This window comes from Caldimonas brevitalea, assembly GCF_001017435.1.
GTDB lineage: Bacteria > Pseudomonadota > Gammaproteobacteria > Burkholderiales > Burkholderiaceae_C > Caldimonas > Caldimonas brevitalea.
The window spans coordinates 6,250,494-6,263,796 of record NZ_CP011371.1 but is presented as its reverse complement, the minus strand read 5'-3'; the positions used below and the strand labels follow the sequence as shown (position 1 = coordinate 6,263,796).

16 protein-coding genes are annotated in these 13,303 nt (G+C 68.4%); 2 read left to right on the top strand and 14 right to left on the bottom strand.

The features are described from left to right. Positions 1–10: 10 nt before the first annotated feature. From AAW51_RS26740 to purU, 4 genes are all read right to left on the bottom strand, one after another. On the bottom strand, positions 11–553 hold the full coding sequence (locus AAW51_RS26740; protein WP_047197055.1) for a DUF2946 family protein: 543 nt from the start codon (positions 551–553) through the stop codon (positions 11–13). A 37-nt stretch (positions 554–590) separates the two neighbouring features. Continuing rightward, positions 591–1,589 carry a YheT family hydrolase gene (locus tag AAW51_RS26735; RefSeq protein ID WP_047197054.1) on the bottom strand — a complete coding sequence of 333 codons (999 nt, stop codon included), beginning with the start codon at positions 1,587–1,589 and terminating at the stop codon, positions 591–593. A gap of 21 nt (positions 1,590–1,610) precedes the next feature. Beyond that, entirely contained in the window at positions 1,611–2,048 is a 438-nt protein-coding gene (locus AAW51_RS26730) for a YybH family protein (RefSeq protein ID WP_047197053.1), read from the bottom strand. 101 nt (positions 2,049–2,149) lie between these two features. Next, positions 2,150–3,034, bottom strand: coding sequence for a formyltetrahydrofolate deformylase (purU, locus tag AAW51_RS26725; RefSeq protein WP_047197052.1), 885 nt, complete (start codon positions 3,032–3,034; stop codon positions 2,150–2,152). A gap of 166 nt (positions 3,035–3,200) precedes the next feature. Between purU and AAW51_RS26720 the strand changes: the two genes are divergently transcribed. Continuing rightward, positions 3,201–3,797 carry a protease complex subunit PrcB family protein gene (locus AAW51_RS26720; protein WP_169788094.1) on the top strand — a complete coding sequence of 199 codons (597 nt, stop codon included), beginning with the start codon at positions 3,201–3,203 and terminating at the stop codon, positions 3,795–3,797. Positions 3,798–3,829: 32 nt separating this feature from the next. On the opposite strand, the gene AAW51_RS26715 is transcribed toward AAW51_RS26720, so the two are convergent. The 5 genes from AAW51_RS26715 to AAW51_RS26695 all read right to left on the bottom strand — a co-directional run bounded on the left by AAW51_RS26715 (position 3,830) and on the right by AAW51_RS26695 (position 8,609). Further along, a complete protein-coding gene (locus AAW51_RS26715) occupies positions 3,830–5,221 on the bottom strand; it encodes a TAXI family TRAP transporter solute-binding subunit (RefSeq protein ID WP_047197050.1) in 1,392 nt (463 codons plus the stop codon). A gap of 67 nt (positions 5,222–5,288) precedes the next feature. Next, the gene (locus AAW51_RS26710; RefSeq protein WP_047197049.1) at positions 5,289–5,495 is read right to left on the bottom strand and encodes a zinc-finger domain-containing protein; all 207 of its coding nucleotides are present in this window, start codon (positions 5,493–5,495) and stop codon (positions 5,289–5,291) included. A 19-nt stretch (positions 5,496–5,514) separates the two neighbouring features. After that, entirely contained in the window at positions 5,515–6,438 is a 924-nt protein-coding gene (locus AAW51_RS26705; RefSeq protein ID WP_047197048.1) for a branched-chain amino acid transaminase, read from the bottom strand. Positions 6,439–6,666: 228 nt separating this feature from the next. Next, positions 6,667–7,914, bottom strand: a complete 1,248-nt coding sequence (locus AAW51_RS26700; protein ID WP_047197047.1) for an ABC transporter substrate-binding protein — start codon at positions 7,912–7,914, stop codon at positions 6,667–6,669. Positions 7,915–8,216: 302 nt separating this feature from the next. After that, positions 8,217–8,609, bottom strand: coding sequence for a hypothetical protein (locus AAW51_RS26695; RefSeq protein WP_047197046.1), 393 nt, complete (start codon positions 8,607–8,609; stop codon positions 8,217–8,219). Positions 8,610–8,910: 301 nt separating this feature from the next. Here AAW51_RS26695 and AAW51_RS26690 point away from each other — a divergent pair, with 301 nt between their 5' ends. Next, positions 8,911–9,666, top strand: a complete 756-nt coding sequence (locus AAW51_RS26690; protein WP_157360079.1) for a hypothetical protein — start codon at positions 8,911–8,913, stop codon at positions 9,664–9,666. Positions 9,667–9,699: 33 nt separating this feature from the next. Here AAW51_RS26690 and AAW51_RS26685 read toward each other — a convergent pair whose 3' ends face one another. From AAW51_RS26685 to AAW51_RS26665, 5 genes are all read right to left on the bottom strand, one after another. Further along, entirely contained in the window at positions 9,700–10,482 is a 783-nt protein-coding gene (locus AAW51_RS26685; protein ID WP_047197044.1) for a metallophosphoesterase family protein, read from the bottom strand. A 61-nt stretch (positions 10,483–10,543) separates the two neighbouring features. Next, the gene (locus tag AAW51_RS26680) at positions 10,544–10,879 is read right to left on the bottom strand and encodes an antibiotic biosynthesis monooxygenase family protein (RefSeq protein WP_047197043.1); all 336 of its coding nucleotides are present in this window, start codon (positions 10,877–10,879) and stop codon (positions 10,544–10,546) included. Positions 10,880–10,972: 93 nt separating this feature from the next. Continuing rightward, a complete protein-coding gene (gene radA, locus AAW51_RS26675) occupies positions 10,973–12,337 on the bottom strand; it encodes a DNA repair protein RadA (protein ID WP_047198356.1) in 1,365 nt (454 codons plus the stop codon). 44 nt (positions 12,338–12,381) lie between these two features. Continuing rightward, a complete protein-coding gene (locus tag AAW51_RS26670; RefSeq protein WP_047197042.1) occupies positions 12,382–12,864 on the bottom strand; it encodes an acyl-CoA thioesterase in 483 nt (160 codons plus the stop codon). A gap of 82 nt (positions 12,865–12,946) precedes the next feature. After that, positions 12,947–13,291, bottom strand: a complete 345-nt coding sequence (locus tag AAW51_RS26665) for a DUF2917 domain-containing protein (RefSeq protein WP_047197041.1) — start codon at positions 13,289–13,291, stop codon at positions 12,947–12,949. Positions 13,292–13,303 lie beyond the last annotated feature (12 nt).

Here is a 13,303-nt window from a genome sequence, read left to right as displayed (position 1 = left end):
GCGTTGAGGCTCAGCCGGGCGCCAGATCGCGCTGCGGGCTGAGACGGTAGCCGAAGCGGCCGGGCAGTTCGGCAAAGCGCAGCTCCTGCAGCGGCCACAAGCCGGTTTCCACCGCCTGCGCGGCCGCCTCCATGTCGAGGCTGTGCACGACACCGAAGCCGAGGTCGGTGTGCAGAAACAAGCGCCCATGTTCATCGAGCACCGCCGATTCGAAGTGCGCCGGCGTGCCAGTGTGGGCCCAGATGACGACCGGGCCGCTCGGGTCGGCTTGCAGCCGCCAGACGTAGGGCGCGGCTTCGAGTTCGACGTAGACGCGCTGCGGGCCGTTCTGGAAGAACCAGGCCCCTTGTTCGTCGGCCGCATAGTTGCGGTGGATGAAGTCTTTCAGCTTGTCGTGGGTGATGCGGCTGCCCTTCACCTCGGGGAAGGGGCCGGCCGCCTGGATGCGGTCGTCGCGCATGTACCAGTCGCCACGTGCGTCGAGGGCCAGCCAGCCGTGGCATGCCGGCACGTTGGGCCATTTCTTCAGCGCGGCCTTGACGATGTCGTCCATCGAGACTTCCTCGTTCACTGCAAACCGCAATGCTCGCTCAAAGCCGGTTGCGCATCCAGCTCAGCACCTGTTCGGGCAGTGTCAAGACGTGTCCTGGCCAGCTGCCGGAGGGGAAGCCGACGTGGCCGCCGTGCCTGGGCTGCCACAAGGTCACCATCGACCCCACCTGGTCGGGCCGTGGCAGGCTGTCGGCCGGGACGAAGGGATCGTTGAGCGCGTTGAGCACCAGGGCCGGCACGCGGATGCGGTGCAGATGCGGCTTGCTGGAGGCGCGCGCCCAGTAGTCGTCGGTGTCCTTGAAGCCGTGCAGGGGCGCTGTGAACACATTGTCGAACTCGTACAGGTCCGAGGCGGCCAACAGGCGCTCGCGGTCGAACAGCCCGGGGTGGCGGGCGAGCATGCGCAAGGCTTTCGGCTTCAGGCTGTTGAGGAACATGCGGCTGTAGACCAGCCGGTTGAAGCCCCGCCCGATGGCCATGCCGCCGGCGGCCAGGTCGAGCGGCGAACTCACCGCAGCGACCGCCTTGACGACCGGAACTGCCGTGTCGCCCGCCTCTTCCGCCCAGCGCAGCAAGGCGTTGCCGCCGAGCGAGACGCCCACCGCCAGCATCGGCCCGCTGTGGGCCGTGCGCAGCCGCGCCAGGATCCAGCCGACCTCTTCATAGTCGCCCGAGTGGTAGGCGCGCGGCGCCAGGTTCAACTCGCCGGAACAGCCGCGGAAGTGCGGCACCGCGTAGTGCCAGCGGTGGCGGTCGGCAAAATGCGCGAACGCCTCGGCATAGTGGCTGCGCGACGAGCCTTCCAGGCCGTGGAACATCACCAGCAGCGGCGCATCGGGGGCCGGCGCGTGCGCGGTGTCGTAGCGCAGCCGGTCGACGTCGACGAAATCACCGTCGGGCGTGGGCCAGCGTTCTCGCGAATAGGCCGGCGGCGGGCCGAGAAAGCGCCGTGAGAACAGGGCCGGCCAGATGGTCTGGACGTTGCCGCCGACCGGGCCGGAGCCGCTCAACCAGCGTGGCGCGCGGTAGCTCAGCATCGCCGCAACCCCCGGCCGGTGTCAGTGCAGCAGCGCGGGCGCATTGGCCACGTCCTGCAGTTCGCGCGTGGTGCCGGGGCTGGCGTGGTGGCACACCATGCGCCAGCCGAGCGGGGTTTTGACATAGACGTTGGTGGCCACCACCCACGCGGTGCGCACGCCGTCGGAGGTGGCCACCTCGACTTGCTCCAGCACGCTGTGCACCGCGGTGGTCAGGGTCTGCACGCGGCGCACCTTGTCGGCGCGTGCCTGCACGCGGGCGTTGGCGAACATCTCTTCGAAGGCGGTCCGAATGGCGGCCGCACCGACCAGGCGCGGGCCGCCCGGGTGCACGCAAACGATCTCGTCGTCGTCCGACCAGACGGCCATCAGCTTGTCGACGTCGCCCTGCTGCAGCGCTTCATAGAACTGCGCTTCGATGTCGTCGGGCGAGGCGAGCAGGGCGACAGGTTTGGACATGGCGGGTTCCTGATGTCACGAAGAGGCGGGTTGAAGCAGGGCGCGTGGCAGGGGCCGCCCGCCTCGCTTCGAGGCAGGGGCGGCTCGCCGAGCCCCCAAACTCAGGTGAAGACGACCGTCTTGGGGCCGTTCATCAACACCCGGTGTTCGACATGCCAGCGCACGGCGCGGGCCAGCACGACACATTCGACGTCGCGGCCCACAGCGGTGAAGTCTTCCGGGCTCAGCGAATGGTCGACGCGCTCGACATCCTGCTCGATGATCGGCCCTTCGTCCAGGTCGGCCGTGACATAGTGCGCCGTCGCGCCAATCAGCTTCACGCCGCGCTCGTGCGCCTGGTAGTACGGCTTGGCGCCCTTGAAGCTTGGCAGGAAGCTGTGGTGGATGTTGATCGCGCGCCCGCGCAGAAAGCGGCAGAACTCCGGGCTCAGGATCTGCATGTAGCGCGCCAGCACCACCAGGTCGATGTCGTGCTGCTCGAACAAGCGTTCGACCTCCTGCTCCTGTGCCCGCTTGGCCTCGGCCGACGCGCCGGTCGGCAAGGGCAGGTGGTGGAAGGGCACACCGTAGCTGGCGGCCAGTTCGGCGAAGTCGGGATGGTTGGAGACGATCGCCGGGATGTCCACCGGCAACTGCCCCGAGCGCCAGCGGAACATCAGGTCGTTCAAACAGTGGCCGTGCTTGCTGACCATGATCAGCAGGCGCGGGCGGCGCGCCAGCGAATGGAACTTCGCCTCCATGCCGAACTGCTGGCTGACGTTGACGAACAAGCGGTCGAGCGTGGCCGCGTCGGCCAGGTGAGGCGGCGCCTCGAAATGCACCCGCATGAAAAACAGGCCGGTGCCGTCGGGGTCCTGCACATCGCCGAACTGCTGCGAGTCGATGATGTTGCAGCCTGCCTGGTAGAGCAGGCCGGAGACGGCGTAGACGATGCCTTTGGCGTCCTTGCACGACAGGGTCAGGATGAATTCTTGCGACGGGTTCATGAGCTGCTTTCAGTAGCGCGAATTGTAAGGATGGTGGCAGCGGCAGCAGCCCCCCACCCGGGCGTAACCCGCCGACACACCCGTGGCGTGGCGTCGCGGCGCCGGCCGTGGCGGCTCGCGTATAAAGCGCCGCATGCATTTCGATCAGATCATGAAGGAGCCTGACATGTCCCGCAGCTTTGGATCCCGCACGAGGCCCTCTGCTTCGCCGCGCGCGGCCCGGCATACCGCAGCACTATTGGCCGGCGTTGCCGCTGCGGTGGTGCTGACGGGCTGCGAGACGCCCGGCAGCATCGGCGGCGCGGGCGGCGCCGGTGCCGGCGCGAAGGTGGGCCGCACCGAAAACACCACCGTCCCGGTCACCGCGCAGTACCCGTATCGACAGTGCCCGTTGAATGAGCCGAGCAGCCCGGTGAGCCTGTTCAGCAACGCGCAGAGCTGGCGCCAGGGGGCCGGCGCCGCCGGGGACACCGGCTGGGGACGGGCGTTGCGCTGGCCGCAGCAGCGGGTGGTGGCGTATGTGATGGACACCCAGCCCACGCTGGGCTACCAGGTGAGTGTCGCCGGCACCACGCTCACCCGGCGCGGCGACACGCTGGTGATGCCGGTGAAGGTGACACGCCCGGCACCCGGCGGTTATGCGGCGACCGCCTTGTCGCGCCCCTGCGTGTTTGCCGTGCTGCCGGCCGGCGGTTGGCAGAGCGTCGAGGTGCGCGACGCCGAAAGTGGCAACGTGCTGGGCCAGGCCACGGTATCACCCTGACGAAGGCCGCCGGTGCCGGGGCGGTGGTGCGGTCAGCCCACCACCGAGCCGGCCGGCGCCCCTTCGCCACGCTGGCGCGCCCGGGTGAGCTGCAGCTTGCCGCGCACCAGATCGATGTGTTGGCGCAGCGCGTACAACTCGTCGGCATACGACAGCGGCAGGCTGATGCGCAGCGCGTGCGCCTCGACGTCGTCGAGCTTCTGCAGCAACACGTCGGTGTCGGCGTCCGGTCGCTCCAGCCCCTCTTCCACCTCGCGCAGCCGCGCATACCAGCGGAACACCCGCGAGCGCACCCGAAACTCGTACAGCGGCGGCACCAGCCGTGACAGCGGGATCAGCGCCGCGACGATGGACAGCAGCGCCACCCACATGCGGTCGATCAGGTTGGAGACCCAGAACGGCAGGTAGCGCTGCAGCCACGGTGCGCCGTTGCGCAGGTAGCGTTGCGACTCGGCCGCCACCGGCAGGTCGGTGTTCAGCGCGTTCGGAAATTCGCCAGCGCGCGCGAACCAACCGGCTTCGCCGTGGATGTGCGTGGCGGCCTGCATCAGCAGCTGGATCAACGCCGGGTGCAGCCCCTCGCGCGCCATCAAGGTGGCAGTGGGGGCGATCAGCTGCACGTCTTCGGCCGGCAGGTTGTGGCCGAGATCGACCACCCCGCGCGGCAACGTCACGGCCGACAGATGCGGCAGCTTGCGCGCATAGGCCTGCGACTGCGAGAAGCTGAAAAGCCGGATGCCCGGCGTTTGCAGCAGCATCTGGATCAGCGGCGAATCGGGCGCCGACACGAACAGCATCGCGTCGCTGCGGCCTTCGAGCAACTCGACCACCGCCGGCGTGTTGGGCAGGTGGGCGAGCTTCAGCTCTTGCGGGTCGATGCGGTTGAGTTCGAGCAGTTCGGCCGCCAGCAGCTGCACGCCGCTGCCCGGCGAGCCGGCGTTGAAGCGCCATCCCTTGAGTTCGCTGAGCGACTGCAAGCGCGGCCGGCGCAGCAAGCGCTTGGCGCTGTCCTCGCGGTAGAACAGCCACACCGGCTCGTAGAACAGGCTGCCGAGCGACACCAGCCCGAGGTCGGGCAGCGCCTCCTGGCCCGGTTGCCGGCGCACCGTACCGCCCTGCACGAAGGCGATGTCGACGCCGGAGTCGTCGCGCTGCAGCGACGCGAGGTTGTCGCCCGACCCGGCCGACGGCCGCAGCTCGACCGTGATGCCGTAAGGCGCCAGCAGGTCGCGGTAACGCCGGCCCAGCACCTCGTAAGCACCTTGCTCGGTGCCGGTGGCCATCACCAGCTTCTTCGGTGGCGTCGGGTCGAGCACCCAGTAGGCGACGGCCATCAGGGCCACCGCCAGCACGATGAAGGGGGCGGCGGCGGGGATCAGGTCGCGCAGCGACAGCAGCAGCAGCTTGATGCGCGAGAAGCTCACGTCGCCCGTCCCTGCGTCACTCGACGCGTTGGCGCGCTCGGCAGCAGGGCGGGGCGGCGTGGCGGCTTCAATGTCCGTGCACCTTTTCGCCGGCCTTCAGCTGGTAGAGCGTGCCGCAATAGGGGCAGCGCGCCGAGCCTTCGGCGGCCACGTCGAGGAACACCCGCGGGTGGTTGCTCCACAGCGGCATTTTCGGGTTGGGGCAGAAGACGACGCCAGGGCCTTGGAGGTCCTGGGCGGTGACTTCGACGACGGACTTGACGAATTCGCTCATCGGGGGGCCTCTTGGGGACTCAGACCAGGGTCAGCCACTCCGCGTACTTCGCGTTGCGGCCGTTGACGATGTCGAAGAAGGCGGACTGGATTTTCTCGGTGATCGGCCCACGCTGGCCGGCGCCGATGGGCAAACGGTCGAGTTCGCGGATCGGCGTGACTTCGGCCGCGGTGCCGGTGAAGAAGGCCTCGTCACAGATGTACACCTCGTCGCGGGTGATGCGCTTTTCGACGATCTTGATCCCCAGGTCCGCGCAGATCGCGAAGATGGTGTTGCGCGTGATGCCGTTCAGCGCGCCGGCCGACAGGTCGGGCGTGTAGACCACGCCGTTCTTGATCACGAACAGGTTCTCGCCGGCGCCTTCGCTGACGAAGCCGGCGCTGTCGAGCAGCAGTGCCTCGTCGTAGCCGTCGTCGGTGGCTTCCATGTTGGCCAGGATCGAGTTGGTGTAGTTGCTCACCGACTTGGCCTGCGTCATCGTGATGTTGACGTGATGGCGGGTGTAGCTCGAGGTCTTGACACGGATGCCGCGCTGCAGGCCCTCTTCACCTAGGTAGGCGCCCCAGGCCCAGGCCGCGATCATCAGGTGGATCTTGTTGCCCTTGGGGCTGACGCCGAGCTTTTCGGAGCCGATCCAGGTGAGCGGGCGCAGGTAGCAGCTCTCGAGCTGGTTGGCGCGCACGACTTCACGCTGCGCCTCCATCACTTGCTCGAAGCTGAAGGGGATCTTCATGCGCAGGATCTTGGCGCTGTCGAACAAACGCTGGGTGTGCTCGCGCAGCCGGAAGATCGCGGTGCCCTTGGCCGTCTTGTAGGCCCGCACGCCTTCGAAGGCGCCGCAGCCATAGTGCAGGGTGTGCGACAGCACATGGATCTTGGCGTCGCGCCAGTCCACCAGGGTGCCGTCCATCCAAATCTTTCCGTCGCGATCGTCCATCGACATGATGGGACTCCTCAGTCTATTGGGTCTTGAAGCCGGCGATTTTACGTTTGTGGGCGCTCTCGCGCCGCCGCACCGCCTGGCGCGGCGCCGTGGTCCGGCCTTATGTCATGCCGGGCCGGAATGCGCAAGGCCGCACGGACCGAGCAAAAACGACGAGGGGTGGGCCTGGCCCACCCCTCGTCTCAGGGCGCAGGGCGGCCGCGAAGGGCTGCCGCTGCGGCTCGCGCGTCAGCGGATACGCCGCTGGATTGCCTGCTGCGCGTCGGCCAAGGCCTTCTTGATGTCCTTGTTCTGCTGCAGCACCTTGTCCAGTTCGGCCGTGATCACTTCGTTGGCGATCGGATCGAGCTTGTGGACCTCGATGGCCGGGATCTTGGTCGCGCTGGTGCGCCACTGCTGACGCGCTTTCTGGCCGCCCAGGAACTCGATCGGCTGGTCGATGAAGGGGTCGGTGGTGGCGGCGATCAGCGACGGGAAGGAGTCGACCTTGCGCAGCGCCTCGATCTGCATCTCCTTGTTCAAGGTCATGAACTTGATGAACTCCCAGGCGAGCTTCTTCTTGTCGTCACCGATCTTCTTCGGGATGGCATAGAACGATCCGCCCCAGGCGGCATAAGCGCCGTTGGGCAGGTTGGCTGAACGCCACTGGCCCTTGGTGTCCGGTGCCAGCCAGTTGGCCAGGTGGCCGGCCAGCCAACCGCCCATCATTTCGGTGGCGACGCTGCCGCGCTTGAAGCTCTCGGCCCATTCGTTGGTCCAGGCCGTCACGCGGCCATCGATGCCGGCCACGCGCGCCTGCTTGGCCAGCTGGAAGGCCTTTTCGAAGCGTGGCGTGTTCACCAGCACGGTGTTGTTCTTGCCGAAGTACACACCTTCACCGTCCTTCAGGTTGGACCGGATGTAGATGCCCATCAGCGCGTTGGCATGCGGGATCATGTAGGCGCCGGTCTTGGCCTTGACCTGCTTGCCGGCCTCGATGAAGCTCTCCCACGACTGCGTGACCTGGGCTTCGGTGACGCCGGCCTTGTCCAGCAGGTCCTTGCGGTAGAACAGCGCGCCCGGGCCCACGTCGGCCGGCATGGCGGCCAGGCCACCGCCCTTGTTCATCGCCTGCGGGAAGGTGAATTTGAAGAACTGGTCGCGGTACTGGAGCGCGTTGTAAGGCGGCTTGGCCAGGTCTTCCAGCCCGCCCGATTCGGCAAACTTGCCGACGAAGCCGATCTCGATGCCCATCACGTCGGGCAAGTTCTGGCCGGTGGCGAGCGCAGTGGTCATCGCGTTGTGGTAGTCGCCGAACTGCAGGGACACCAGCTTGATTTCCACATCCGGCCGCACCTTCTTGAACAGCGGGATGGCGGCCTTGACGTGCTCGTCGAAGCTCGGGAACGAGGCCACGGTCAAGGTCTGCTGAGCAAAAGCGCCGGCGGCGCAACTCACCAGGGCAACACCCAGCAGCGGGCGCAAAGGCAGGTTCATCTTGTCTCCTCCATCAGTACACCGGTCTTGGCAGCGCGAATGAAAGCGCTTTCACCAGCGGAGGGAAATGTAGGCTGGTGATAAGGAAGCGTCAATGGTTTGGGAAGGTCCAGGGCAGGGACCGAGGGTTTATCGGGAGCCGGCCAAGGGGGCGGCGCGGACGGCAGCGCCTGGTAGCGAGCGCGGGCAGCGGTGGCGGCCGCGGGGGGCGGCGACGGGGCGGCGATGGGTGGGGCGCCGCCGCGCACGGGTGAGCAGGGGGGAGGCGAAGCACGGGCCGCGGTGGCGGCCGCGGCGACGGTTCAGGTCGACTCGCCCGGGGCAGCAGGGCGCTCCAGCGCCCACTCGACCACCCGGCCGCGCCGCACTTCGACCGTCACGTGCGAGCCGCCGGGGTCGGTCCACCGGTACCGCTCGGGCTGGTCCCCCAGCTTGTCGCCGAGGCTGCGCGTGATCAGCACCAACTGCAGCATGCGCATGCCGCGCTCCAGCCGGGCGTTGAGCATCACGGCGCTGTCGATGTAGCCGATCGGCGCGCTGCCGGCCTGGCGCATCACGCGCACCGCCTTGTTGAACTGCAGCAACAGCCAGAACACCACCATGCTGGCGGCCAGCAGCACGCCGGGCCAGCCTTGTGTGCGCCAGCCGATCATGAGCGCGGCGAGGGCCAGGGTCCATCCAATCCAAGGGTTCATGCGGCGATGGTAGGGGGTGCGACGGGTCGGAAGATTGTGGTTGACCGCAACGGCCTGCGGACCCGAAACGCCTCCGGCCCGAATCTTTGGCGCCCCCGCCAGCGAATCGAGCGCGGGAGGGCCCGGAAATCGGGGATTGATGCGTTCAGTTACGCGGACTAGGCTGGCGACCCAAGACGAGGGAGCCGCGGGCCGGGCAGAGCCGCTTGCCGCTGGTCCCTGGTCCCTGGTCCCTGGTCCCTGGTCCCTGGTTTTCCTCCGCGCTGGCGCGCGGGCACCGTCTCCCACCTGAAGTTGTCCCGTGAAGTACCTGTCTTCTCTCGCATCCTTTCCCTGTCTCGCGCTGGCAGTTGTGCTGTCCGGCTGTGCCTCTTCCCCCGGCGGCGCGCCGGCCGAGGCAGCCCCGGCAGAGCCGGTTCGCACCGTCCAGCAGGTGGCGCTGCTGCCGGTGCTCAGCCCGGCCGGGCTCTACAGTGGCAACCGCAATCTGGCCTTGCCGCACTGGGTCACCGCGATCGACAACCGTCTGAAGACCCAGTCCTTCTCGAGCGCGATGGAGCAAACCCGTCAGGCGATGGGCCCGGAAATGCGCCGCGTGCTGGTGAACGAGCTGACCGCGCAGGGCTACGAGGTCGAGATGCTCGACGCGCCGGCGCCGCCCGCGGACGATCCCAGCGCGATCGACTACACGACGCTGCCGGCGTCCAAGCCGATCCTGCATGTGTGGTTCGAGTATGTGGGCATGTACTCCTCCGCCTTTTCGGCGAACTACCTGCCGCAGGTGAACGTGTCGGCCTACCTCGTCGACGCGAAGGCGGTCGACGATCCGCTGTTGCACGAGACCTATTACTACGGCGCGGACGCCCGCGGCGAGCAGTACTGGAGCTTGCCGAGCGCCCCGAAGTACCGCTACGCCACCTTTGACGCGATGATCGCCAACCGGGAGGAAGTGGCCGAGGGCTTTCAGGTCGGTGTGGGTGCGGTGGCGCAACGCATCGCGCGTGAACTGCGCAGCCGTTTCGGCGATCCGAAGGCCGCGACGACCGCCAGCCGTTGAGCGGGCGGCGGGGTCGCTGCCCGCCGCGTCCCCTCAGCGCGCCGGCACGTCCGCGTCCAGCCGACCCACCCGGCCGGTGCGCAGCGCGTCGGCCCAGTGCCCGAAGCCGTTGGCCTCGGCCTGGCGGGCGGCGGCGTCCCAGTCGTAGGCCACGGCGCGCCACTGCACCGACCAGCCGCGGCTGCTTTTCTCGAGCAGCGCATAACGCGCGTGCGGGCTGCCGGTCTCCATCAGATGCCGATGCGGGTGGCCGTCGTCGTAGGCCGGCAGGCCGACGCTGCCGGGGTTGACGACCAGCCGTCCGTCGTCGAGCCGCATGCCGCGGGGCATGTGGGTGTGACCGCACAGGATCAGCTCGGCCGCGGCGTCGCGTGCCCGCGTCGCCACCTCGGCCTGCGTCGCCGCACGCACGCCGCGCGACCCGTGCTGCCCGAAGTCGGAGCAGACCGTTTCCAGGAAGTACTGCAGGTCGCTGCCCGGCGTGCCATGGCAACAGAACACCTCGGCGCTCAGTTGCAGCGTCGCCGGCAGCGCCGCCAGCCAGTCGCGTTGCGACGCGTTCAGGCGCTCGGCGGCGTGCCGGTCCGACGCGCCCATGCCGGCGAGCGGCCGCAGCACCTGCCGCTCGTGGTTGCCACGGATCGTCGGCCAGCCGAGTGCGATCAGGCGGTCGGCGGTTTCACAAGGCCACAGCGGGCCCGACACGATGTCGCCGAGGTTGACGATGACGTCGACCCCAGCCTTTGTCACGTCGTCCAGCACGGCTTCGAGCGCCGGCAGGTTGCCGTGGATGTCGGAGAGGGCGGCGATCAGCATGGCGTTTCCTTCTGGAGGGCAGACGATCTCGGCTGAAGCAGCCGCCTGCGGGCCGGCTGCTTCAGCCGGGGGCCTTGCGCCGTGCACTCTCGACCTTGGCCACGCGCAACTCGAAGGCCGCATACCACTGCCGGTGGCCGAGGCGCTGGGCCTCGAGGTGCTCGGTGTGGGCCTTCCAGGCGGCGATGTCTTCCAGCGTACGCCAGTACGACACGGTGATGCCCAAACCGTCGGCACCGCGTGCGCTCTCGACCCCGAGATAGCCGGGCTGGTCGACGGCCAGCTGCATCATGCGGTCGGCCATGTCGCCGTAGCCGGCGTCGGTCTCGGTGCGTTGGCTCGTGAAGATCACCGCGTAATAGGGCGGCTCGGGTGTATGGGCGAAGGCGGCACTCATGGCCGGCAGTGTAGGGGCTGCGGCCGTTCCACACGAGAGGGCGCCAGCGCAGAACCTTATGCGACGCCGCAACAGGCGGATGCCCGCGCGGCCCTAGCCGCCCAGCGTGCGGACCAGGTCGATGGCCTGCTCCACCCGCTCGACCGGGTGGATCTCCAACCCTTCGATGGGCTTCTTGGGCAGGTTGGCCTTGGGCACCACGGCGACCGAGAAGCCGAGCTTGGCCGCTTCTTTCAAGCGCTCCTGGCCACGCGGCGCCGGTCGCACCTCGCCGGCCAGCCCCACCTCGCCGAAGGTCAGAAAACCGCGCGGCAGCGGCTTGCCCCGCAGCGAACTCTGGATCGCCAGCATCACCGCCAGGTCGGCGGCCGGCTCGCTGATGCGCACGCCGCCGACCGCATTGACGAACACGTCCTGGTCGAAACAGGCGATGCCGGCGTGCCGGTGCATCACGGCCAGCAGCATCGCCAGCCGGTTCTGCTCCAGGCCGACGCTGAGTCGGCGCGGGCTGGGGATGGGCGAGCTGTCGACCAGTGCCTGCACCTCGACCAGCATCGGGCGCGTGCCTTCCAGCGTGACCAGCACGCACGAGCCGGGCACCGGTTCGCCGTGGGTCGACAAAAAGATGGCGCTCGGGTTGGCCACGCCCTTCAGGCCGCGCTCGGTCATCGCGAACACGCCGATCTCGTTGACCGCGCCGAACCGGTTCTTGAAGGCGCGCACCAGCCGGAAGGCGCTGTGGGTGTCGCCCTCGAAGTACAGCACGGTGTCGACGATGTGCTCCAGCACGCGCGGCCCGGCGAGCGAGCCCTCCTTGGTCACGTGGCCGACCAGCACCATCGAGCAGCCGGTGGCCTTGGCGGTACGCGTCAGCTGGGCCGAGCACTCGCGCACCTGGGCCACCGAACCGGGCGCCGAGGTGAGCTGCTCGGAATAAACGGTCTGGATCGAGTCGATCACGGCCACGGCCGGCCGCTCGGCTTCGATGGTCGCCAGGATTTTCTCGAGCTGGATCTCCGCCTGCACGAGCACCTTGGAGCCGTCGAGGCCGAGACGGCGCGAGCGCAGCGCCACCTGGGCGCCGGATTCTTCGCCGGTCACGTAGAGCGCCTTCATCTGCTGCGACAGCGCATCGAGCGCCTGCAGCAGCAAGGTCGACTTGCCGATGCCCGGATCGCCCCCGATCAGCACCACGCCGCCCGGCACCAGGCCGCCGCCCAGCACCCGGTCCAGCTCGTCGATGCCGGTGGGCATGCGCGCGACGTCGACCGCTTCGATCTCGGCCAGCGAGGTGACCGGCGCCGACTTGGCCAGCGCCTGGAAACGGTGTCGGGTGCCACTCTCGGCCACGGTCTCCTCGAGCGTGTTCCAGGCGCCGCACTGCGGGCATTTGCCCAGCCATTTGGGGCTGGTGCCGCCGCATTCGGAGCAGGTGTAGAGCGTCTTTTCTTTGGCCATGGCGCGATTGTCGGCCATGACCCTGGCGGCCCGCGCCGCCGGCGTCACCCTTGCGAGCGGATGCCCTGGTAGCGCTGCTCCAGTTCCTGGCGCAGCTGCTTGCGAACCCTGGCGGCTTCGTTGCGGCGCTTTTCGTCCGGCGTGGTGGGTTGCAGCGGCGGCACCGGCGTGGGTTTGCCTTCGTCGTCGACGGCCACCATCGTGAAGAAGCAGCTGTTGGCGTGCCGCACCACCTGCTGGCGGATGTTTTCGGCCACCACCTTGATGCCGACCTCCATCGACGAGGTCCCGGTGTGATTGATCGAGGCCAGGAACGTCACCAGCTCGCCGACGTGGATCGGCTGCCGGAACATCACCTGGTCGACCGACAGCGTGACGACGTAACGGCCGGCATACCGCGCGGCGCAGGCATACGCCACCTGGTCGAGCAGCTTGAGGATGGTGCCGCCGTGGACGTTGCCCGAGAAGTTGGCCATGTCGGGCGTCATCAGGACGGTCATCGAAAGTTGGTGGCTGGGCAGGTCCATGGGCGGGTGGCGGCCGATGCGGCGCCAGGAAACACGACGGGCCCGATTGTGGCCCGGCCCCGCAGCGCGCGGCGGCGCCGTTTCACCGCGACACGGCCGGACTGCCAGCTTCGTCACGTCTTGGGGTCGAACGACGCGCGGCGCGCGCCAGGCTCGCGGCCAACTGGCCCAGGCGTGCGAAGCGCGAGGGCTGCATGGCCACCGACACCTGGGCGTCGACTTCCGCGCCGAGCACGGTGGCGACACCGGGCTGCAGCCTCAGGCTCTGACCGGCGTCGACGAAGTGGTCGTACGGATCGTTGGCCTGTGTGAGCCAGATGCGCCCGCCCACCACCTGCACGGTGGCGGCCCGGGCCGGCTGCCAGCGCACGTGCTGCCCGGCCTTGAGTTGCAGCAAAACCGGGGACTTGGGCGTGGGCGTGGACATCGCGGCTCTCCG